Below are 21371 nucleotides of genomic sequence, written 5' to 3'. Positions count from 1 at the left end.
TACCGCGTAGCAGTCGGCAGATTGCAGATTGATGACTGCAGAAATATATGATGCAACAGATTAACAGTATACTAAAAATACCTCCCAGAAAACCTGACAGTCACAAAGGGGACTTTGGCCGGGTGCTAGTCATTGCCGGTTCTTATGGTATGACGGGGGCGGCATGCCTGTGCAGCGAAGCGGCATTACGCTCCGGCGCAGGTCTTGTAACTCTGGGGATACCTGAAAGCCTGCATGGAATTGTCGCGACGAAGTTAACCTGCGTTATGACTCATCCGCTGCCTGAAACCCATTTGAAAACCCTTTCAGATATGGGAAGGCAGGATATCCTTGACTTTTCACAACGTTTTGATGTAGTTGCCATTGGACCAGGGTTATCGCAGTGTGTGGAAACAAAAAGGCTCGTGCTGTGGCTGCTGCAAAATATTGAACGACCTATCGTACTGGACGCTGACGGTATTAATGCCCTTGCCGAAGATACGGCAACCCTGGATAAAATAAAACAGCACGTTATACTTACCCCGCATCCCCAAGAGATGGCACGCCTTTTAAAGGTATATACCACCAAAGAAATACAATCAAAACGCAAAGAAATTGCCGAAAAATTCATAAACTCAAGAGACAAGGTGACGCTGGTTTTAAAAGGCAACAACACTATTGTTATGAATAACGAAAAATATTATGTCAATACCACCGGTAATCCGGGAATGGCTACCGCCGGTTCTGGAGATATATTAACCGGCATGATAGCCGCGTTGCTCGGACAAAACTTTCCGCCTTTTGAAGCGGCGCAACTGGGAGTGTATTTACACGGTACTGCTGGAGATTATGCAAAACAGGCAGTGGGTGAAATATCTATGACCGCTACGGATATTCTGGATAATTTGCCAAAAGCATTTTTAAATCACATACAAAACAAATGAACGCACTACGGTTATTCATAATATCAATCTTTGTACAATGGTGTGTGCCCGGATTTATCTATGCCGAACATTCAACTCAAATTACAGGTAACACCATCAGAGACAGGGTAAAAGATGCGCTGCACTATACACAACACAGCGTGGATATATGTATCTATGATTTTGCCTCATTGGACATTGAAGAATCTTTAGTAAACGCAAAAACAAGGGGTGTTCGTATAAGAGTCGCTGTCATCATGCACGGGAAGGACATCTCAAAAGGCCTGTTGGCAACGGCATTAATACAAAAGGGATTTGATGTTCGCGTGATAAAATCGCCAAACAAAAACCACGGCAACAGCATACACCAGGATTTTGTTATACTTGACGACAGGATATTGATTACAGGCGTTTACAATTGGATGGCATACCGGAACAGAAACATTCACGATTATGTTTCCTTCCACTACAATAAAGAGAAAGCACTTAGCTATAAAAACACGTTTTACACATTATTTACGGAAGGAGATAATGCGGCAAATTTCATTGTCCGGAAAGAACAGGAGGAAGCAAACATCCTTCCCATTTCCCTCCCCTCTTCATTAACAAAAGATGGCGAAAGTCTCACCCAAAAAAATTCCGGCCATGATGGAAAAACAAAAATCTCCGTTACACCACCAACTGAAATGGAGAACGGCCTGACTCAAAAAAAATATATAGATGTCTCCTTCGGGGAATTAAACAAATTATTTGGTAAAGAAAGCGCCCTCTCAGGTGCTGAAAAAAAGGCGCAATGGAAAGAATACAATGGCAGGTACATTCGATGGAATGGCACGGTTGTGCATAAAGGAGCAGGGCGTGTAGATTGGAACCGTGTTGGAATCAGCCATCAAGGTGACGAAGAAAAGGCAGATGTTGTTGTAGTTTTTCATTGGAAGATGTATCAGAAAGTTATGAATATTTCACAGGGAGATACCATTACCTACACGGGAAAACTCATTTCCCGTCCGCGCCTTAATTCTCAGTTCCGCATACAGGACGGGATAATAGAATAAATAAAGGGCGAGGAACAACAGCACACGGCGGGTATTTAGCATATTAGCAGTAATTTATTTGCATTTTTCGTCAAAATATTTAATGGCGAAATCCGAAACAAATGCTAATTACAAAATGATTTAAAATTCTAAACGCGTTTCATGTTGTTGCCTGCATGTGAGTGAGTGAGTGAGTGAGTGAGTGATCGCATGCAGACGGGGATGTTTTGTATTTGTTTTGAATTTTATGCTTTGTGATTCGAATTTGTTTCGGATTTCGGATTTTTTATCTCGCAATTGTTTGGTTCTGGCTATGCCAGCTTAGCTGGAATTTGCTATATCCGCACCCCTACTTTTTTAAACTCTTTCTCGCTATACAAAATAACACAATCGTTTAACCCTGTCTGTTTCTTTATCGCCGCGATTACGGCTTCACATTCTTCATCGGTATACCCATGTATCATAGTGAAAACATTATATTCCCAATCTGAATACGTAGGGCGTTCATAACAGTGGGTTACCTCTTCGAATTTTGCCATAATCTTACCTACCTCATCCACCCGTTCGTCAGAAACCTTCCACACGCACATGGCATTTGCATTGATGCCTATCTTGCGATGGGCAATTGACGCCGCAAGCCTTCGGATCTTTCCAGTTTCCAAAAGATTTTTCAGCCGTTGGATTACCTCTTCTTCTGATATCCCTATGGCAATGCCAATATCCTTATATGGCGTCTTCGTAACCGGCAGGCCTTCCTGGGTATATTTTATGAGTTTAAGGTCTATATCTTCTTTTTTATCTTCCATAATTATTAATAAATTTTAAATTTAACCCCTATCTTGAATTTCTTTGTTGTAGGCAGACTTCTTACAACCAGCCCTGTACGATACTCTATTTCCTTTAGATTGCTGCGCAATTCTTCGTCATCTTTGGCGGACATGGTAAACCACATATTGTATGGTATATCTTTGTTTTTTCCGTTGCGGAGATAATTATGAGATACGCCGGTATATCCATTGATAATTTCACTTACTTCTTCAATCCGTTCCTCAGGAACATTTATTGCCGCTAGCGTTGCTTCCCTTCCCATTGCCTGGGTGTTTATTATTGGGGCGAGGCGTCTGACAAATTTATTGTCAATCATGTATTTAATTCGTTCAATAATCGTGTCTTCATCAATGCCCAGCTCTTTGCTCAATGCCTCAAAGGGCCTTGATACCAGCGGCAAATTTGACTGCAATCGATGAAGAATCTTTCTGTCGGTATCGCACAATATCATATCTTGTTTTTTATCTCCTCTATTCCCTTTTGTTCCACCAGTACTCTAAACCGGTGTTCTTCCTTATTTGAAATAATCATTTCTGCACACACTTCCAATGCCTTTAGCACCGTAGATTCATCTGTATTCGGGAACAGCTCCAGGGCAAACCTGGGATGGCGACCGAGTTTTCCGCCAATCATTACACGGAATTTGACTTCCGATGCCTTTATCGTGCCAACAGGACACACCTTTGCGCAAATACCGCATTCTACACATTTTTCCTTATCAATGGTTACCTGTGCATCCTTCACCGTTATGGCATCTTCGCGGCATGCTTCCACGCATTTCATGCATTCAATGCATTCGCATTCGGCGTCAACAAAAACTGGTTCAACCGCATGAACTCCAAAATCTTTAATTTGCGGCATAGAGCAACTGTTGGGACAGCCGGCTACCGCAAGTTTCATGGTGTGGTGAGGCAATATTCTGCCCTCAATTTTTTCTATTAATCTGTCAGTGAAATGCAATTCCTTTAACTTCTCGCGGAGTTTATCCGCTAAAATTTCGGAATCTTTAATAAGAAATGGACAGTTAACCTCCGCTCCTCTGCAGGCTTTTGCCTGATATAAGACAGGGTTGCCCTGTGCGTCAAAGTATTTTTGATATTTCCTGAGTACGGAGAGTTTGCCGGTTTCGGTTTCTTTGTTTACTGTTTGAGGGGGGAGATTTTGGTTGAAGGCAAAAGCTTCTCTGGCCGCAATAACTTCAACTGAGGTAATCAGGTTTTTTCCCTGCTCACGGGCGAGCGACTCCACCCTGTCACGCACTTTTTTATGTACAAATGGAGGCACTTTCTCCAGTAACAGCGTTGCTGATTCATCCCACTCCAACGATAACTCCTTAAAAGAAAATTGCCACAACAAAATTGAGTCAAATTTCAGAATTTAATAGCGAAAAACCCTTTTCCTTACATTAATGCTTAAAAGTATATGGGCAAAAAACGGCATTGTCAAATTTAAATTTTATTGTCAATACAGCATTCTCTACCCTTAACCATCTTATGGCTTGACATTGAACACCCTGTGACTTATCATGCAAGTTAAACCAGACAAGCACGAAGCACGAAATACGAAACAAATTTGAATAACAAAGCATAAAATTCAAAACAAATCCAAAACATACAACAAAATATGAAACACGAAATAAGAAAGAGGCATTTGTTTAGAATTTCAAAGCATTTTGTCATTAGAAGTTGTTTTCGGATTTTACCATTAAATATTTTGCCAAAAAATACAAAAAAATTACTGACGGAGGCATACTTCATGGATGATCAGGTTTTTCAGAACAGGTTGTTAAAACTATTGGAAGAAATTAAACAACTGGCCGAATTAAAAGGGTTAACCATGTATAGTGAAATGGGAGAAAAATGTGAAGATCTCCTGAAATCATTTAAGATGTTACAGGAAACCCTTGACACATTGCGATTAAACATAAAATATCTGCAATTTGACCTGGAAACTACGAAAAAGGAAAATATCGCATTACGGAAAAAACTGGAAGAGCGGGAAAGTTAGTTAATTTAAAACGTATGGTGCATATATTTGGAGGAACGAGTCAATGGAAAATCTTAATCTTTCCTATTTATCTGCTGAAATTAAAAAAAATGTAGAATCGTTCTTTCTCGATATTCTATCGCATCACAAAGAAAATATCGTTTCTATATACCTCACCGGCAGCGCCATAACAAAAGATTTTGATGTAAAACATTCCGATATCAACACATTAATTGTCGTTAAGGAGATCAAGGTCACCTTTTTCGACTTTATTGCTTCTTTGGGGAAGCAATATGGCAAAAAAAAGCTACATGCGCCTCTTGTAATGACAAAAAATTATATCGAAAGGTCTTTAGCCGAATTTCCATTAGAGTTTTTAGATATGAAGAACAACAATCAGCTTGCTTACGGAGAAGATATCCTGAAAAATATAACGATTGAGAAAAAAGATATCAGGCTTCAATGCGAGCGCGAGTTGAAAAGCAGACTTCAGCAAATTTGTCAGGGATTTATAAGGGCTATGGGTAATAAGACGGTGCTAAGGGATTTGTTCAAAGGCGCCATTTCCGGCTACTTTCCTATTTTTTGCGGCATCCTCTTTTTGTACGGTCAAAAAATCCCTAAAGAAAAGAGTGCGATTCTCTCTGCAATAAGGGATTGCTGTAATATCAAAATTGACCCATTTACCAAATTGCTTGCGATAAAGGCGAAGGACTTGAATCCTTCCGCTGAGGAACTGAAAGAAATTTTTGAAGAATTGTACTGTGAAATTGATGCCCTTGCCGGGAAAATTGATGAATTTAAGGTGGAAAATGTATAAAAAACATTCTCTCTCTACACATATCTGTTTTTTTCTGCTTATTTTTTTCTTTTCCGCTGTTTCGTACGGACAAGATTTACCCGTGCCCAAACGATATGTGGAAGACAAGGCAAATATCATCGAAGCCCGGATAGAAAACAAGCTGAACGGATATTTGCAGGAACTGGAACAAAAAACGGGTGCGCAAATGGTGGTTCTTACGGTGGATACCACCGACAATATACCTATTGAGATGTATACTATCAACCTTGCTACTAAGTGGAAATTGGGACAGGAAGGGAAAGATAACGGGGCGCTTATCGTCGTGGCAAAAAATGACCGGGCATACAGATTTGAAATAGGATACGGTCTTGAGGGTATATTGCCTGACAGCTTTTGTGGTACTCTCGGGAGGACATTTTTTGTTCCTAATTTTAAAAAGGAGCAGTTTGGCGAAGGCATTTTTCTGGCCACATTGGTAATGGTGGATAAAATTGCCGAAGAAAAAGGCGTCAAAATAACTGGCATGCCTGACATGACAAAAATACGCAGGGCAGCAGAAAGGCGCAGGAGCCCACTGTCGTCGTTGTTATTAATATTTTTCATATTACCCTTCTTGTTTGGCGGCGGTATACTTCGGCGGAGGATGATGTTCTCACCGTATTATTGGGGCGGTTCCGGCGGTTCAAGGGGTTTTGGATCGGGGGGTTCCGGTGGTTTCGGAGGCTTTGGCGGCGGGATGGGCGGTTCGTTTGGCGGGGGCGGCGCCTCCGGCAGGTGGTAAGGGACCTGGATTTTTCTATTATACCGTAGTGCTCGGCAATCGGCAGTCCGATTGTAGGCAGTCGGCAAATTGCAGATTGAGGACTGAGGATTGAGGACTGAGGACTGAGGACTGAGAACTGAGAACTGAGCAAAGTAATGATAATTACTGGCATATTAAATTCTTCTATGTCCCTAAAACAGTACTAAATTAACTTTACAATATATTATTGGAAGGCGGTTATGAGAAAGATATTACCTGTCATTGCTGTTTTGGTTTTTGTAGGAATCATTGCTGTTTCCTGGTATGTCAAAGGATACAATAAGGTGGTAAAACTGAATGAAAACGTCAAGAACTCATGGTCACAAGTGGATACACAGCTTAAGCGAAGGTATGACCTCATTCCTAATCTGGTAGAAACCGTAAAAGGTTATGCATCGCACGAAAGAGAAGTTTTTGAAAAACTTGCGGAGGCCCGCAGGGGATATTTTAGCGCAGGAACAATTGCGGATAAGGCAAAGGCTGCAACACAGATCGAAGGTTTTCTTTCCCGCCTGCTTGCATTCAGAGAAGCATACCCGGATCTCAAGGCAAATGAATCATTTCTTAAGCTACAGGATACATTGGAAGGTTCTGAAAACCGGATTTCCGTAGAGCGTAAACGCTATAACGATTCAGTAAAAGAACTTAACACCTATATAAAAAGTTTTTTTGGCAGATTCTTTGCCGCACGTGTTGGTGTAACAGAGGCAAGTTATTTTGAAGTATCAGAGGCAGAGAAGGAAGTGCCTAAAGTAAAATTTTAGGGAAAACAACCATATCGTCAGGAATATCGGATTAAATGTTCATTGAGAAGCCAGACATACAAGCATGCAAAAAAATAAAAATGCCGGTGCTATAACATCATATAGGGGTCGACATCAACGAGCGACTGGACGCCTTTTGTTGGTTTCAACGTATCGGCAACGCATAGCAATGCATCATGGATGCGCTGGTGGTCTTTTGCTTTTAGCAGAAGATGCCATCGGAACAGATTATTAATTTTCATTACCGGGGCGGGCGACGGCCCCAGTATTTGCAGTTGATTATTGCTTTCTTTTGCGATTTCTTTCAGTTTACCGGCAATCACCGATGCCTTTTCCTCTGTGTTTTTTTCCGATGCGCCCCGAAAGATAATCCTTGCCATCCTGCCAAACGGGGGATAGTTCAATGGCCTTCTATATTCCAATTCCTTTTTTGCAAAACCTTCATAGTCATGGGCTGCTGCGTAGGTAATGCTGTAATGTCTTGGATTAAAGGACTGCACTATCACGCGTCCCCCCTTTTGCCCTCTTCCCGTACGTCCCGCAACCTGAGATATTAACTGGAAGGTCCTTTCGCCTGCACGAAAATCCGGAAGATTCAGCATGGTATCCGCAGAAATTACGCCAACCAGGGTAACATTGGGGAAGTCCAGACCCTTTGCAATCATTTGTGTGCCGAGTAATATCTGGAATTCTCCTTCTCCGAATGCCTTTAATGCCTTTTCATGGGAGCCGTGTGATCGCATGGAATCGCTGTCCATCCGGAGAATGTTATATCCGGGAAATTTTTTAGCAATCACCTCTTCTATTTTTTCAGTGCCAAAACCACGGTAATTAATATAATTTGCCATACAATCCGGACATGATTCCGGGGGGATTGCCTCCGCATGACAGTAATGGCACAGTACGATGTTTAACTTTTTGTGAAAGGTAAGGGGGATATCACACCGGTGGCATTTTAATACAAATCCGCACCTCTTACAATGAATGTAAGGGGTAAAACCCCTGCGGTTTAAAAATAAAATTACCTGCTCCCTCCGGGACAATGCCTGTTTCATATAATATTCAAGCCGTTGTGATACAACATGGTATCCCCTTTTCTTACGTACTTCTTCAAGCATATCCACGATTTCAACCTGCGGAAGTTGAAGGGTTCCGATCCTTTTGGAAAGGACTATCTTTGTATAATTCCCCTTTTCCGCCTCATAATAGCTTTCCAGCGACGGAGTAGCGGTGCCCAATATAACCATTGCATTTTCGTAGGTTGCCCTGAGAATGGCTATATCACGCGCATTATACCTGGGGCTGTTTTCCTGTTTATACGTATTCTCGTGTTCTTCATCAAGAATGATCAACCCCACGTCCTTCAGCGGAGCAAAAATAGATGACCTGGCGCCGACAACAACGTCCACCCTGCCCTCCTTTATATCTTTCCACTGTGCGTGGTGAAAGGCGCCTTGTAAATGACTGTGCAATACCGCCACGTTATTGAATCTTTCCTTTATCCTCTGAATACTTTGAGAGGTAAGCGATATCTCCGGGACAAGAAACAGGGCTTTTCTCCCCTGTTCCAATAGTTTGGCTATTGTCTGAAGATATAGTTCCGTTTTCCCGCTTCCAGTTATGCCATGAAGCAGGATGATTCCCTGAGACGGTTCCGCCAGTTTCTCTTTGATTAAGGTGAAGGCGGCCTGCTGTTCTTCGGAAAGCGCTAAATGTTGTACAGGTGCACCTCCCTTCTGGGCATTTACGGCATCTGCCTGCCGTTCTTCCAATTGCAGGAGGTTTTCCCGTTCCAACTGCCTGAGCATTGACATAGTGCCGCCGGTCGCCTTCATCAGCTCTTTTGCGCGTATTTCTGTATTTTGCGCCTGGTTAAAAAGGAATTCCATCACCTTCGCTTGTTTTATCGCGCGTTTTTTTGATTGCAAAATCGTTTCTTTTTCAAAAGCGGTAAGGGGTTTGCCACAGGTAACAAAAATGTCAATCTTTTCCTTAGCGCCGCGCCTGACGACCGGCGGTATCACCGCATGTATCGCCTCTCCCCATCCGCAGCAATAGTAGGAAGAAAGCCATTTTGTAATCCTGAGCATAGTCTCGTCCGCCAGAGGAAACGCATCCAGTATCCCCATGAGATCTTTGGTCTTATATACGGAAGGTATGGTGGTAAGGCCTACGCAAAAACCTGTAATTACCTTATTGCCAAAAGGCGCTTTTACACGCATACCAGGCGTGAGGAGTTCCCTTAAATCCGGAGGCACGCTGTAGTGAAACAGCTTGTTTAACGGAATATTGAAAACCACTTCCGCAAATAATTGCTGTAGCGTCTGGCCGGTTGGCGTATCTTGAAGTTTTGATGATTTATCTGCAATGCTCATCGCTGATGAAAGAGAGTTTTATTGTTAACTAATTATATCACTGACAAGCAAGGCTTGTCAGTGCCGCCCCTTATGGAATAATTGCCTTGTATCAAGTTGATACATCACAAATTGTGAACCTCTCTAGTATATTGAGCATTTCGGATTTCACAATTAAATATTTTGCCAAGAAATACAAAGAAATTACCGATAAGGTACTAAATTGTTATGAATTATTTAAAATTAATTTACTTGCCATGGGTACAATGGTATAGTTTTAGCGTTTATGAAAAGTCACGCAAAATGGTGCTTCTATCATTCACTGTAAGGGGTGACACGGACAAACAAGTTTGTCCGTGTCACCCCTTACAGTGAATTTTATTGCTCATCTTTCGGCAACAGTATTTGTTTGGCTATAATAGTTTACGTTCTATTTTTAGTATTTGCAGGAAGGTTTTTATAAATGTCCAAATTAAGAAAATGCAAGATTACGAATGGAGTCTTTTGGGTAGAAATACCCGAAGCCGGTGTTTATATCTTGTGTGGTTGCCCGGCGGATGCCGTAAAACATTTAAAAAAACAGGGGTTTATCCAAAACAGAATAGTAGGGGAAGATAAGTATGAATCGGGGCCTAATGCTATTTTATTGTCAGACTTGTTAGTACAAAATGGAAGATTTGCAAATCTTGCAGAATTTCCCGTAATGCAGATGCTCTACCGCCAGGGAATGATGTTGCCCAATCACCCCAATAATACAAATGCCAAACCAATGCTTATTGGGTCAGAGGACCAAGTAGAGGCTCAAATGCAATATATATATAGAGGCAATTACGGTTTGGTATCTGAAGAAGAATTAATAAACGCCGGTATGTCTCCTGACGAGGCAAAGGAATTAATGAATGTAAAGTTAAAATTTGCCTATGGAAAAATCCATAAAACTAAAGATCTTCTCGACGCCGTAATAGTGAAAAACGAGCCTACGGAAATTCGAAATGGCGTGTTTATCAGACATTTACGCCTGAATGTCTTTGAATTGCAGTACCAAGGCGAGTTTATTACGGTTGACCTGAATCTTGCCCGCCACGAAAACTACAGCGCCCCCTATTCACTTGGGTTTCACAACATAAAGAGGGAGTATTTTGCGATAATTCACTCCGGGCAGGGCGATGGATGGGATATCAAACGCCCTGCTATGTCAAGCATTATAATGTTTCAGGGGAAAGTATATCTGATTGACGCAGAACCGAATATTGCCAATAGTCTTATAGCATTAGGAATTAATGTTAACGAGATTGAAGGCATCTTCCATACCCACGCCCACGATGACCATTTTGCCGGACTTACTACATTAATGCGGGCGGATCACCGTGTCAAGTATTTTGCTACTCCATTGGTGCGTGTCTCTGTCGCGAAAAAACTCTCCGCGTTGGTTTCCATTGAAGAGAAAAATTTTTCCGATTACTTTGAAGTCAACGATCTTGAGTTTAACGTCTGGAATAATATTGACGGCTTAGAGGTATACCCTATGATTTCCCCCCACCCCGTGGAAAACAACATATTCATTTTTCGCGCTTTATGTGAAGATGGCTATAAAACCTATGCACACTATGCTGATACCGTAGACCTTGATGCGTTAAACGGCATGATTTCAGAGGACAACGCAGGCTCCGGGATTTCCAAAAAGTTTTATGACCGGGTAGAAAAAGAATATTTACAAGAAGTCACCTTAAAAAAAATTGATATCGGGGGCGGATTGATTCATGGGAAAGCAGAAGATTTCCGGGAGGATACATCGGAAAAGATTATATTATCGCATACCTCTTCGGAATTGACCAGTCAGCAGAAAGAAATCGGCTCAGGCGCCCCTTTTGGAATGGTTGACGTATTAATTCCCACCCATCAGGAGTATGCCCGCCAATATGCCTTTCAACATCTGAAATCGTACTTCCCCTCCGTGCCTCTTTATCAGGTAAGAATCCTGTTAAACAACCCGGTAATTTCGTTTAATCCGGAAACGATCATGCTAAAGGGAGGAACCATCCCGGATGATATTTTTTTAATTTTAACCGGAAACGTAGAACACATACAAGCCGGCACGGGAAGACAGGGCATATTGTCTGCGGGCGCTTTGATTGGTGAAATGTCAGCTCTGAACAATGCCCCTTCGGCAGATACGTATCGTGCGGCAAGTTTTGTGCAGGCATTAAGACTGCCCCACTCATTGTATATCGGGTTTGTAAAGAAGAATGAACTGTATGGCAGGATTGAGAAAATACAGGAAAAAAGAAAATTCCTGCAAAAGACATGGCTTCTTGGTTATTCCATATCATATCTAAGGCAGGTTATGCTTACGCGCGCAATGAGTTTCCACCACTATCCCGAAGGAGAAATCTTTTTGGATAAAAACTGCTCCGATCTTTATGTTGTTAAGATGGGAAAGTTGCAAATCTATATCGGAAAGGACGTATTGGAAACCCTGGAAGAAGGCGATTTCTTCGGTGAAGAAGGCATGCTTTTCGGTATGCCCAGCCTGTTTAAGATTCGCGCAACGGAACCGGTTGAGATTTGTAAAATATCAGGCAACGAACTCAGGGATATCCCGGTAATACGATGGAAACTTTTCGAAACATTTAAAAAAAGAAGAAAACATCTGTTAGACCCAACCCTCAACAGCCTACCTATTTTCTACTGGAGAAATGAGTATTGCATCAATATACAAAAAATCGATTACCACCACAAACAGCTGCTGGCAAAGGCAAATAAACTTTGCGAAGCAATCGATTCAAAAAAAGAAACTCCCATTTTAGACGCATCAATAAGTTTTTTAATTGATTTCGTTTTATATCATTTTGCCGAGGAAGAAAACTTATTAAGAGAACACTACTATAATGATTATGAATCCCATCGAATGAAACATCAGAGGCTGATAGAAGATATAATGAAAATAAAAAAGCAAATCAGTAATGAAGACATGGAGATGAATATGGAGGCGCTGGATTTGTTTAAAGATTGGATTATTGACCATATCCTTACTGAAGACAGAAAGTATGGCCCCTATTTGAATGCAAAGGGTGTCTTTTAAGGAAAACCAGAGGAGGTGGAATTGCCCGTACCCCACCCCACTGGCTCACAAAATCAGAGGATTATTCGGAAATGCTCCCTAAAAGATTATCGGTGTATATTTCATTGTGCGGTTATTCGATTGTAAAGGCAACCTTCGTAATCCCCCCCGCAGTTACTTCAATTGATATATCTTTTGCTTCAGGATATTTTCCCCACAAGACTCTTTTTGGCGCCGTCCAAAGTTTTAAAGTATATTTACCTTCCGGCACATTGTTTATTGTAAAAAAGCCTTCATCGTCTACCCTGGAAAAATACGGATTCTGCAATACTACAATATAAGCCAACATATCACTATGCACGTTACATCGCATTGTTGCCACTCCTGTTTTGTTAAAAGTAAAAGATCGTGTTTCCCCCTTAAACCATGAGCCAAGATTCATATTATCTGCAACATCATCAGAAGAATAGATATTGTGCCGTACATCGTCGCTGTTCAGGAAATCTACCGTTGTACCTTTTAATAAAGGAAGGACATGGGGGATAAATGTGATATTTTTTTGGTCCATAACGGCATGTTCAACGGGAGTGTCGTACGTTTCAGATGTCTTTTCTATATAAGCAATAGCATGTTTTCTATATTTTGCCTTTTTTGCTACTACGGTGCCATGTATCTCTCCCGTCTTTTTTTCTCCAGCGTCTGTATTCATTACAAAACATAACGCACTGATAAAAACCGAAAGGTGTATGAGGAATTTTATCCTGCCGGAATTGAAGCTTATTTTTATAGCCATTTAAGTAAATTTCTCCTTGCTAAATAGAATTGCCATGAAAATATGTGCTGTTTTAAATGATTGATAATAATGTCGACACAAAAGAACTTACCGACACAACAGAAAGACGCATGCAATGCGTCTCTACATTAACATTAACAACATAATAAAGTCGCTGCCAAAAGCAGCCTGATTTAAAAGAGGGTAAAACGTTGTTCTAAAATACTCTCCCACAATTGCGGTATCAGGTGGAGATGTTTCTTTGCAATATTTGTGCATATGTCTTCCAGGGACTCTCTGGTAATGGAGGAATGTATTTTTATGTGCACAATTTGCGGTTCGGTAATAGGTTTTCCTATCTGGCTCACCAGATAGCATTCTGCATTGTGAATATCCGCATTCTGTGTAAGTTCCCTGGATATTTCATGCGCGGCTATATTGTATAATTTTCCTGTATGGGTAACAGGGTTTTTCCCCGCAGTCGCTTCCATCGTCATAGGACGATAGGGGGTAATAAGGCCGTTTACCCTGTTTCCCCTTCCTACCTGTCCGTCGTCTCCGCACTCCGCGCTTGTACCTGTAACGGTCAGGTAGTAAATATTCCTCTCTGCATCATCTGCGGCGTTGATGACACTGGTGATTCTTTTTGAGGTATGTTTTTTAATAAATGCATCGATGTATTCTGCGAGAAGACGTTTGATTTTGAGGTATTCTTCTTTTGATGAAATGAATCGGGCTACAAAGGCAATGGCAATAGTAAGATTTATTTGATCGTTTAATCTGATCCCCATAATTTTAATATCTTCGCCGACCATGGGGTAATTGCGTTTTGTTTCTGCAGAATTGAGAAATTGTTCGGTGGAATACACAATGGATTCCAGTTCCGTCATTGGTGAAAACCCTACGCCAACCGAAGTATCGTTTGCCGAAAGCTGCGTACTATCATAGGTTGCCCGTAAATCTGCGCTTCCTGTTCTTGTCTGCATATCAATGACAACATTCTTCTCCGGTTCCAGGAATCGCATGCGATTCCTTAGCCACGCATAAATGGTTTCTTTTGCAATTTCTTCCAGTGGTATTTTGCTATTTCCGGCATATTCAGTGGCGCGGCCTGCCATAATTAATTTCATAGGAACGGTTACCCTGCCGCCTCCGAAAGAGACTTCAGCGCATCCGCCCACCAGAAGACATTTATCGACATTATGGTGCAGGATTCTTCCAAAATGCTCCAAATAGTATTTTGAAAAGGCCTTGCTTAACTCTTCTGCTGCGCCGTCGCAAAGTGTGTCAGGATGTCCTATGCCCTTACGTTCCACAATCTCTACCGAAGATTTGCCGACGGGCGTTTCCCGTGTTTGTTCTATTATTATTTCCATAAAAAGCCTCGGTCTACAGTCTGCAATCTGCAATTTGCCGACTGCCGATTGTGCCTTATTCCCCATTAATAAAGGGGGGCAAGAGGGGTTGTTTACCTCTCACTCTGATTCAGGCAACGGCGGTACTTAAAGAATAAGAAATTGAAATACATTATGCGGGGATTACAAATTCATGTTCCGGGTGCTTGATTGTTAAAACGGGACATGGCGCCTTCCTCACCACTCTTTCAGCCGTGCTGCCCATAAGGGCATGGGAAATCCCTGTACGCCCGTGTGTTGCAATGGTGATAAGATCGATGTTCTGTTTTTTGGCAACTTTTATAATTTCCACATATGGCGTGCCACGAACAATGATATTATTTACCTCTATTTGTTCCAGAAACCTTTTTGGGATTAAGTGATGCATCTTCTTTTTTGCTTTTCCTTCCATATCTTCATATACCTTTAAAATGGGATACATTACCCCGCCTGCGCTAATGGAGACATTCATTCTTGGAACAACATAGAGGATATGCAGTTTTGCCTTAAAGAGCGTGGCAAGGGATAAGGCATATTGTAAAGCTTGTTTAGCGCATGGAGAAAAATCGGTTGGGAAGAGAATATTTTTGACAATAATCATGCTATCGGCCCCTCAGTATAAAGTTATTTTACCGGATTATTACAAAGCGCTTGCCATGCAATCAACGCGTCCATGCAACACGCATGAATTTTGCATTTTCATGTTTTTTATAATCTACTTCTCCATTGTAAGCCTTGTGCAGAATCGAGCCGATACGTTGTGCGAGTTTTGCTGAGGTAGTAAAGATTTCAATTTCCCCGCCTTTTTCATCAATCTTCATGATTCTTTTTAGCGGATTAAACTTCTTCGACCGGTCATCCTCGTTTTTAATGAGGTTCAGAATTTCCTGTTTGTGTTGTTGCAAAAATTCTCCCTTCAAAGTAACAATACCGCTGGGCACGTTTTCCTTTGTTTTTTTACATGCAGGGCATTCTACCCAGTTAATATCCTTCAGGGATTTTTTTTGTTCATAAAGATTGGCGTCCAGAAACCATTTTTTATTGTGATAAATCGCATTGCAATCTTTACATATAGAGTAATCAATGAACCCTTTTTTGGGCAAATACGGGTCGTTTTCTGCATGTATTTTGTCACGGGCAAATTTGCCTACATCTTTTGGTATTTTCATACTAGGCATTCCTCCTTTCGCGCATCTGAAAAAACGTCGTACAGATTTCCTTTTGTCAGAAAGCGCAAAAAAACAAGGGTCTTGTTTGAGCGTATACTCCTGTCATGGTTTATCATGCCAAAGAGTTATTGAAAGCCGGGATAGTTATGCAATAACCGTGGTCCAGCATTTAATTCACTTTTATCGGAATCTTTTTCGATTCTTCTTTTTCCTGCTTTGGCAACGTTATTTCCAGAATGCCATTTCTGTATTCCGCCTTTGCCTGCTCATATTTAACGGCGGTAGGTAGTAAAACAGTTCTCACAAAACTTCCGTATCTCCTTTCGATAAAATGATAGTTTTTCCCCTTTTCTTCCTTCTCTCCTTTCTTTTCGCCTCTTATGGTAAGCGCATCGTTTTTAACGGATATGTGGATCTCCTTTGGGTCAACACCGGGTATTTCGGCCTTAACAACAACGGTTTCTCCTGTCTCGGATATGTCAAGAGGGGGCATCCATTCCCGGAAAACATTTTCGCCGATACCTCCAAAGGTATCGAAAAGTTTATTCATTTCTTTTTTGAATGTGTCCATCATTGGCAGATAAGGCCACTTCATCATTTCAGAGGACATGTTCGTGTCTCCTTCTCTAAAAATGTATGGGATAATAAAAATAATTGCTGCTATTACTGGTAAATGCAATAGTTTATATCGGGGAATATATTATTTTTATGTTCTATTTCACAAAGCCATTTTTCATCAATAGCATTTGCCCGGATATCATTATAAAGTTTATTGAATTGAAAGAGGTGTTCTTTTGTTCGTTTTACGGCGTATTCTACCATGGTTCCGGCTTTCATGATAAACGCCCAGTCACTGCTTTGTGCCAATAAAAGTTCCCGTGCGGCCTGGTTCAAGGCCCGCTGTTGTATGGAATATTTATCGGTGCGGGGGTATGTTCTTGCCAGCGCAACCATACGATCTGCCGCTATGTGAAGATGGCGGTAAATCCAGTCATTTTTATCATTCAGCCAGTATTCGCTGTAACCTTTATATCCCCAACTGGAGGCGGAAGGGACGGCGCATTGGTTTTCAGGATATCTGTCAAGATATTCCAAAGGGGTAATCAGCGAAATCGTCTGCTGGTCAAACGCAATCTTTCTGAAAAGAAAATCAATCCAGAGCGGACCTTCAAACCACCAGTGACCAAAGAGTTCAGCGTCGTACGGGGCAATGATAATCGGTGTTCTATCCATCAGGGAATCCAGATATTCTGCTTGTTTTTCCCGGTTAAACATAAAATTCCCGGCGTGTTCCGCAGCCTTGTTCCGCGCCATTTCTATTGAATAAGGCTCTTTGTGATTTGTTTTTCCGGTAATGCGGTAATATTTTATCCCAACATTCGAACGTTTTCCATCGCCATGGAGATACGGCTTTACATAGTCATAATCAAGGTCAAAGCCGATATCCCTGTAAAATTCTCGATAATAAAAGTCGCCTGGATATCCTTCTTTGGAACTCCAAACCTGCTTGGAAGATTCTATGTCTCTCCCGAAAACAGCAACCCCTGACGGGCATACTATGGGGGCATAGATACCGTATTTTGGCCGTGGCGAGGCAAAGAGGAGTCCGTGTGCCTCGGCTATGAAAAACCTGATACCTTCTTCTTTAAGAAGCTGGTCAATGCCGGGTTCGTAAGCACATTCGGGAAGCCATATTCCACGCGGTTTTCTGCCAAAATGTTTTTCATAATGATTCATGGCAACGTGTATCTGCGCCCGCATCGCATTTACATTATTATTCATAAGAGGAAGGAAGCTATGCGTAGCACAGGAGGTAATAATTTCCATTTTTCCGGCATCCTGGAATTTTTTAAACGCAGTAATAATGTTTCTCTGGTATTTTTCCGCAAATACATATCTTGCATCGTGGAAATGATTATAGTACATCCTTGCAATTTGATTAAATTCGGATTGATTATTTGTCCGTTTAATCTCTTTTTCCGCAAGTTCGAGTCGTTTTTCTATGTACCGGAGGCAACGCTGCTGCAGAAGTTCATCGGTAAGCATTGAAATAAGTGGAGGAGTCAGAGTCATTGTAATACGAAAATCAATGTGTTCATTTATCAGGTTATCAAACACATTAATCAGCGGGATATATGTTTCGGCCACTGCCTCAAAGAGCCAATCTTCTTCAAGGTATGCATCAAATTCCGGATGGCGGACATAGGGCAAATGGGCATGCAATATTAAGGATAGATAGCCTTTTTTCATATATCTTTTTCAGAATGAGAACTAATCAGCAAATTTCACTGGATGATAAAATGTGTGAAAAAAATCTTTGCCACTTCGCAGAGGCGCTTTCAGGGACATGTGAAGCTGCATCAATGCCCATAGAAGCATACACCTTTTCATAAGGCGCTTCAATTTCAACCCGCTGATCTTCTGTTATATCAGAAGGGCACATACCTGGTGTTGTTATGGTATTTGACCTTGTCAGCATATGGAAGGTTCCGTCTGAGGTTAAAAAGCCTATGTCTGCACAGAATGACCTGTTTGGTTCCTCTAAATGAATATACCAGTCTTTGGCTCCCTGCACTAAGACACTATCAAAATACTTATTGGCATTATTGCCGTCAAAAAGAATGTTTGTCACATCATACACTCTCAGGACGAGGCTTGCGTCATACGCCAACGTAGAAAGGTTTTTCAGGAAGTTGTCTATTTTGGCCTGCTGTAGTTCCCAATAGCAGAAAAGGCATAATGGGTCTCTCTGCATGATTACGATTCGATTTTCCCCGTAGCTATCCGGAAGATCGGGAATTGCGGATGGGGGAGAGACCACCATTTCTTTTACCGGAGGCTCTTTCGTCTCTGTTTCAGTTATGCCAGGCCATTCATCTTCCCCTGTAACCCCCCATTCCACTACCGCTTCTTTTTTCTCTTGAGGTATTTCTTCATAACCAAAAAACCGAATCCAAAGTATTTTTAAAACGTATTTTATTTTTTCCCACAAGATCTCTGTCAGCGCTTTAAAAATCTCCAGGATTAAGAGGAAGATTTCTTTCATAACGTCTTTGTCCATAGTTTCAAAAAATCATAAATTCTGAAAATGCATCCACAGGCAAGCATATTCATAAGTAGTTGTATAATAGTATTTTACAGTCACATATTGAAATTGATTATACTGTAAACAACAAGGAATAGTCAATGAAATTCATTAACGCAGTTATAATGTTATATTCAAAATGCTTGCTGTCTTTGCAATGATCACATCGGGATTAAAGGGTTTTGTCATATAAATATCTGCGCCTGAATCGTCACCCCTTTTTTTGTCATATTCCTGCCCTTTTGCAGTAAGCAGAATGATATAGACGCCCTTCAGTGCAGAGTTGTTTTTTACCGCATTGCATACATCATAGCCATTCATTTCCGGCATCATTACGTCAAGATAGACAATATCGGGCGTCTCTTTTTTTATTAATTCCAACGCTTGTTTGCCATTTCCGGCAGTGATAATTTCCACTCCTTTCTCTTCAAATTCTTCAAGCGTTTGTTCCAGCAACAGTCTTATATGTGGCTCATCATCTACAATTAATACCTTCGGCATACTACTCCCCCCCTTTGTTATCTAATAAATTACGTTAAAGATATCTATTGGTTTTTCTTTGCCTTTTACGGTGATTTTGCCAAATTTTTCAAATTCAAATATGTTTTTGGTTGCATGATATACATTATGCTCCACCAATATTTGTCCGCCTTTTGCAAGGGATTGCAGCCTGTCTGCGATATTTACTTCATCACCTATTGCTGTATAGTCCATATGCCGGGGAGAGCCTATATTGCCAACCACCACTTCTCCGGCAGTTATGCCGATGCCGGTAGTAAAATTATCCCGTATCCAACTACTGCCCGTTTTTTTAATGCATTGCTGCATTTTAATAGCAGATTTAATTGCCTGCGTTTCATTATTATCGCAATGAAAAGGAGCGCCGAAGAAGGCAACAATCATGTCGCCTACAAATTTGTTTACTGTGCCCTGATGTTCAAATATTATTTCCACCATATGTGAAAAATACTCATTGAGATATGTTACAATTTTTTCAGGTGCAAGCTTCTCGCATACAGTGGAAAAATTTCTAATGTCGGAAAACAGAATGGATATTTTCTTTTTTGATGGGTTTAGTGAATTTCCCCCGGAATCTTCCAGGATGGAGCTTACAATCTGGGGCGAAACATAACGTTGTAAATGCGCCTTAATATTTTCCGTCTTCATTCTGTTTTCATATAAAATGGCATTCTCAATGGAAGACGCCGCCTGGGACGCAAAAATACTGAGCAGCTTCAGGTCTCTGGCGCTATAAGGGTAAGGGGAGCGGCTGCTGAGGTTCATTACGCCTAAAATCCTGTCCTTAAGCCTGAGCGGGGCGCATAGTAAGGAAGAAACAGCATTGTGTCCATTCACAAATCTCGGGTCAGAAGCAACGTCATTCACTATCTCTGCGACGCCGGTAACGGCCACATTCCCGGCAATGCCTTCGCCTGATTGCAATATGGTCTTTGGGATATATTCCTCTCCATACGCCGACAGTATTTCAAGTGTATTATTGTCGTTCAACAGCATCAGGGAAGCGTTTGTTGCGTTTATTAACTGCCTTGCCTCGTCAATAATCAACTGCGCAACGTCCTTAACTTCAGTGCATGCGGCTATTTTATCTGCGATGTCGTAAAGGAGGTTTATTTCCCTGTATTTGTCAAGCATATCGCTGGCAAGGGATTTTTTTTCAAACTCTTTATTTGCCAGATATGAAAGCAGTTCTGAAAATACGTGAGCCGGTTGGTCCCCTTTTACCCAGCCTATGGCAATGTCGTTGAGCTTTATAGGATAGGTGTTGTTTGTACTTATGACGTCATTATGGGTTTGTACGTTTACGTCTGGTTGATCACAAAAGGAGGCAATGGTTTTCCCTTCTTTGCCTTGAATTTCTATTGGGTTTCCCAATACGTTTATTAAGTCTTTCAAAAGACTGAACAAATCTTTTTTGGAAACCAGTTTTTCAAGATTGATTTGGGACATTGTTACTGTTAATAAAAGGGGGGGTATTTTACCTGTAGTTATTTATAAAAAACATATATGCGGCGAAGCAAAACCTCAACCAAAAAGATTTTAAACACAAAACGCATAGAGTATTAACAGGGTAATGGAGAAACACGAATAAAAACTTACAAAAAACTAAACCAATACGGAATTCTTAGTTTTATTGAGTTTTTTCAAAAAACTGAAATGTTGCCTTTTTACAATCTTTACGCGTAAATAAACACGGCTCGTTAGTCTATAATTTTTCCGCAGACGTGCCATTCTTATAACAGGAAACAAGATTTTGTCAATAAGCAATTTGACAGTTCCCCGCACCTGAGATGGCGAAAACCCGCCAGTGTAGCCACCTGTTTGCACAACAAGGCGTGGAACATATGCAAAACGGCAATTTTGAGCCAAGTCAAGGAGAAGATTGCGGTGACTGGAAAC

The 21371-nt window shown here is 41.2% G+C and carries 20 protein-coding genes; 7 read left to right on the top strand and 13 right to left on the bottom strand.

What is annotated here, in order from left to right; genetic code table 11:
- Window positions 1–47 precede the first annotated feature (47 nt).
- Both KSMBR1_RS14750 and KSMBR1_RS14745 read left to right on the top strand, forming a co-directional pair.
- Window positions 48–923: an NAD(P)H-hydrate dehydratase gene (locus KSMBR1_RS14750; protein WP_099326007.1), complete on the top strand. Its 876-nt coding sequence runs from the start codon at window positions 48–50 to the stop codon at window positions 921–923.
- Complete coding sequence (locus KSMBR1_RS14745; protein WP_099326006.1) at window positions 920–1957, top strand: phospholipase D-like domain-containing protein; 1038 nt, start codon at window positions 920–922, stop codon at window positions 1955–1957. Before KSMBR1_RS14750 ends, KSMBR1_RS14745 begins: the two co-directional genes overlap by 4 nt.
- A gap of 314 nt (window positions 1958–2271) precedes the next feature.
- Here the strand turns inward: KSMBR1_RS14745 and ahbB are convergent, their stop codons facing one another.
- From ahbB to KSMBR1_RS14730, 3 genes are read right to left on the bottom strand one after another with little or no spacing between them, the layout of a single operon-like run.
- Window positions 2272–2742, bottom strand: coding sequence for a siroheme decarboxylase subunit beta (gene ahbB / locus KSMBR1_RS14740; RefSeq protein WP_099326005.1), 471 nt, complete (start codon window positions 2740–2742; stop codon window positions 2272–2274).
- 5 nt (window positions 2743–2747) lie between these two features.
- Window positions 2748–3215: a siroheme decarboxylase subunit alpha gene (gene ahbA / locus KSMBR1_RS14735; protein ID WP_099326004.1), complete on the bottom strand. Its 468-nt coding sequence runs from the start codon at window positions 3213–3215 to the stop codon at window positions 2748–2750.
- On the bottom strand, window positions 3212–4087 hold the full coding sequence (locus KSMBR1_RS14730) for a 4Fe-4S binding protein (RefSeq protein ID WP_157820635.1): 876 nt from the start codon (window positions 4085–4087) through the stop codon (window positions 3212–3214). Before KSMBR1_RS14730 ends, ahbA begins: the two co-directional genes overlap by 4 nt.
- 432 nt (window positions 4088–4519) lie before the next feature.
- Between KSMBR1_RS14730 and KSMBR1_RS14725 the strand changes: the two genes are divergently transcribed.
- The 4 genes from KSMBR1_RS14725 to KSMBR1_RS14710 all read left to right on the top strand — a co-directional run bounded on the left by KSMBR1_RS14725 (window position 4520) and on the right by KSMBR1_RS14710 (window position 7118).
- Entirely contained in the window at window positions 4520–4771 is a 252-nt protein-coding gene (locus KSMBR1_RS14725; RefSeq protein ID WP_157820634.1) for a hypothetical protein, read from the top strand.
- A gap of 43 nt (window positions 4772–4814) precedes the next feature.
- Window positions 4815–5570, top strand: a complete 756-nt coding sequence (locus KSMBR1_RS14720; protein WP_099326001.1) for a hypothetical protein — start codon at window positions 4815–4817, stop codon at window positions 5568–5570.
- Window positions 5571–5652: 82 nt separating this feature from the next.
- Window positions 5653–6333: a TPM domain-containing protein gene (locus KSMBR1_RS14715; protein ID WP_157820633.1), complete on the top strand. Its 681-nt coding sequence runs from the start codon at window positions 5653–5655 to the stop codon at window positions 6331–6333.
- A gap of 221 nt (window positions 6334–6554) precedes the next feature.
- Window positions 6555–7118 carry a LemA family protein gene (locus tag KSMBR1_RS14710; protein WP_099325999.1) on the top strand — a complete coding sequence of 188 codons (564 nt, stop codon included), beginning with the start codon at window positions 6555–6557 and terminating at the stop codon, window positions 7116–7118.
- An 89-nt stretch (window positions 7119–7207) separates the two neighbouring features.
- Here KSMBR1_RS14710 and priA read toward each other — a convergent pair whose 3' ends face one another.
- On the bottom strand, window positions 7208–9493 hold the full coding sequence (gene priA, locus KSMBR1_RS14705) for a replication restart helicase PriA (RefSeq protein WP_099325998.1): 2286 nt from the start codon (window positions 9491–9493) through the stop codon (window positions 7208–7210).
- A 442-nt stretch (window positions 9494–9935) separates the two neighbouring features.
- Here priA and KSMBR1_RS14700 point away from each other — a divergent pair, with 442 nt between their 5' ends.
- Window positions 9936–12554 (top strand): bacteriohemerythrin, encoded by a 2619-nt coding sequence (locus KSMBR1_RS14700; protein WP_099325997.1) that lies wholly within the window; start codon window positions 9936–9938, stop codon window positions 12552–12554.
- 112 nt (window positions 12555–12666) lie between these two features.
- Here KSMBR1_RS14700 and KSMBR1_RS14695 read toward each other — a convergent pair whose 3' ends face one another.
- The 9 genes from KSMBR1_RS14695 to KSMBR1_RS14655 all read right to left on the bottom strand — a co-directional run bounded on the left by KSMBR1_RS14695 (window position 12667) and on the right by KSMBR1_RS14655 (window position 20921).
- Window positions 12667–13326 carry a plastocyanin/azurin family copper-binding protein gene (locus KSMBR1_RS14695; RefSeq protein WP_099325996.1) on the bottom strand — a complete coding sequence of 220 codons (660 nt, stop codon included), beginning with the start codon at window positions 13324–13326 and terminating at the stop codon, window positions 12667–12669.
- 173 nt (window positions 13327–13499) lie between these two features.
- Window positions 13500–14681, bottom strand: coding sequence for a methionine adenosyltransferase (locus KSMBR1_RS14690; RefSeq protein ID WP_099327080.1), 1182 nt, complete (start codon window positions 14679–14681; stop codon window positions 13500–13502).
- A 151-nt stretch (window positions 14682–14832) separates the two neighbouring features.
- Entirely contained in the window at window positions 14833–15300 is a 468-nt protein-coding gene (locus KSMBR1_RS14685) for a universal stress protein (RefSeq protein WP_099325995.1), read from the bottom strand.
- Between the two features lie 61 nt (window positions 15301–15361).
- The gene (locus KSMBR1_RS14680; protein WP_099325994.1) at window positions 15362–15868 is read right to left on the bottom strand and encodes a BCAM0308 family protein; all 507 of its coding nucleotides are present in this window, start codon (window positions 15866–15868) and stop codon (window positions 15362–15364) included.
- Window positions 15869–16037: 169 nt separating this feature from the next.
- Window positions 16038–16478: an Hsp20/alpha crystallin family protein gene (locus tag KSMBR1_RS14675; RefSeq protein ID WP_099325993.1), complete on the bottom strand. Its 441-nt coding sequence runs from the start codon at window positions 16476–16478 to the stop codon at window positions 16038–16040.
- A gap of 53 nt (window positions 16479–16531) precedes the next feature.
- The gene (locus tag KSMBR1_RS14670; RefSeq protein WP_099325992.1) at window positions 16532–18118 is read right to left on the bottom strand and encodes a glycoside hydrolase family 57 protein; all 1587 of its coding nucleotides are present in this window, start codon (window positions 18116–18118) and stop codon (window positions 16532–16534) included.
- A 25-nt stretch (window positions 18119–18143) separates the two neighbouring features.
- Window positions 18144–18929 carry a DUF4912 domain-containing protein gene (locus tag KSMBR1_RS14665; RefSeq protein WP_099325991.1) on the bottom strand — a complete coding sequence of 262 codons (786 nt, stop codon included), beginning with the start codon at window positions 18927–18929 and terminating at the stop codon, window positions 18144–18146.
- Window positions 18930–19073: 144 nt separating this feature from the next.
- Window positions 19074–19454, bottom strand: a complete 381-nt coding sequence (locus tag KSMBR1_RS14660; RefSeq protein ID WP_099325990.1) for a response regulator transcription factor — start codon at window positions 19452–19454, stop codon at window positions 19074–19076.
- Between the two features lie 21 nt (window positions 19455–19475).
- Window positions 19476–20921 carry an adenylate/guanylate cyclase domain-containing protein gene (locus KSMBR1_RS14655; RefSeq protein WP_099325989.1) on the bottom strand — a complete coding sequence of 482 codons (1446 nt, stop codon included), beginning with the start codon at window positions 20919–20921 and terminating at the stop codon, window positions 19476–19478.
- Window positions 20922–21371 lie beyond the last annotated feature (450 nt).

Origin of the sequence: Candidatus Kuenenia stuttgartiensis (genome assembly GCF_900232105.1) — a bacterium.
Taxonomy (GTDB): Bacteria; Planctomycetota; Brocadiia; order Brocadiales; family Brocadiaceae; genus Kuenenia; species Kuenenia stuttgartiensis_A.
This window is presented reverse-complemented; position numbering and strand designations above follow the sequence as displayed.

What these genes read in the sequence shown, in the direction of transcription:
- KSMBR1_RS14750 (WP_099326007.1), top strand. Translation starts at nt 48, where the DNA reads ATGATGCAACAGATTAACAGTATACTAAAAATACCTCCCAGAAAACCT.
- KSMBR1_RS14745 (WP_099326006.1), top strand. Translation starts at nt 920, where the DNA reads ATGAACGCACTACGGTTATTCATAATATCAATCTTTGTACAATGGTGT.
- ahbB (WP_099326005.1), bottom strand. Translation starts at nt 2,742, where the DNA reads ATGGAAGATAAAAAAGAAGATATAGACCTTAAACTCATAAAATATACC.
- ahbA (WP_099326004.1), bottom strand. Translation starts at nt 3,215, where the DNA reads ATGATATTGTGCGATACCGACAGAAAGATTCTTCATCGATTGCAGTCA.
- KSMBR1_RS14725 (WP_157820634.1), top strand. Translation starts at nt 4,520, where the DNA reads ATGGATGATCAGGTTTTTCAGAACAGGTTGTTAAAACTATTGGAAGAA.
- KSMBR1_RS14720 (WP_099326001.1), top strand. Translation starts at nt 4,815, where the DNA reads ATGGAAAATCTTAATCTTTCCTATTTATCTGCTGAAATTAAAAAAAAT.
- KSMBR1_RS14710 (WP_099325999.1), top strand. Translation starts at nt 6,555, where the DNA reads ATGAGAAAGATATTACCTGTCATTGCTGTTTTGGTTTTTGTAGGAATC.
- priA (WP_099325998.1), bottom strand. Translation starts at nt 9,493, where the DNA reads ATGAGCATTGCAGATAAATCATCAAAACTTCAAGATACGCCAACCGGC.
- KSMBR1_RS14700 (WP_099325997.1), top strand. Translation starts at nt 9,936, where the DNA reads ATGTCCAAATTAAGAAAATGCAAGATTACGAATGGAGTCTTTTGGGTA.
- KSMBR1_RS14695 (WP_099325996.1), bottom strand. Translation starts at nt 13,326, where the DNA reads ATGGCTATAAAAATAAGCTTCAATTCCGGCAGGATAAAATTCCTCATA.
- KSMBR1_RS14690 (WP_099327080.1), bottom strand. Translation starts at nt 14,681, where the DNA reads ATGGAAATAATAATAGAACAAACACGGGAAACGCCCGTCGGCAAATCT.
- KSMBR1_RS14685 (WP_099325995.1), bottom strand. Translation starts at nt 15,300, where the DNA reads ATGATTATTGTCAAAAATATTCTCTTCCCAACCGATTTTTCTCCATGC.
- KSMBR1_RS14680 (WP_099325994.1), bottom strand. Translation starts at nt 15,868, where the DNA reads ATGAAAATACCAAAAGATGTAGGCAAATTTGCCCGTGACAAAATACAT.
- KSMBR1_RS14675 (WP_099325993.1), bottom strand. Translation starts at nt 16,478, where the DNA reads ATGTCCTCTGAAATGATGAAGTGGCCTTATCTGCCAATGATGGACACA.
- KSMBR1_RS14670 (WP_099325992.1), bottom strand. Translation starts at nt 18,118, where the DNA reads ATGAAAAAAGGCTATCTATCCTTAATATTGCATGCCCATTTGCCCTAT.
- KSMBR1_RS14665 (WP_099325991.1), bottom strand. Translation starts at nt 18,929, where the DNA reads ATGGACAAAGACGTTATGAAAGAAATCTTCCTCTTAATCCTGGAGATT.
- KSMBR1_RS14660 (WP_099325990.1), bottom strand. Translation starts at nt 19,454, where the DNA reads ATGCCGAAGGTATTAATTGTAGATGATGAGCCACATATAAGACTGTTG.
- KSMBR1_RS14655 (WP_099325989.1), bottom strand. Translation starts at nt 20,921, where the DNA reads ATGTCCCAAATCAATCTTGAAAAACTGGTTTCCAAAAAAGATTTGTTC.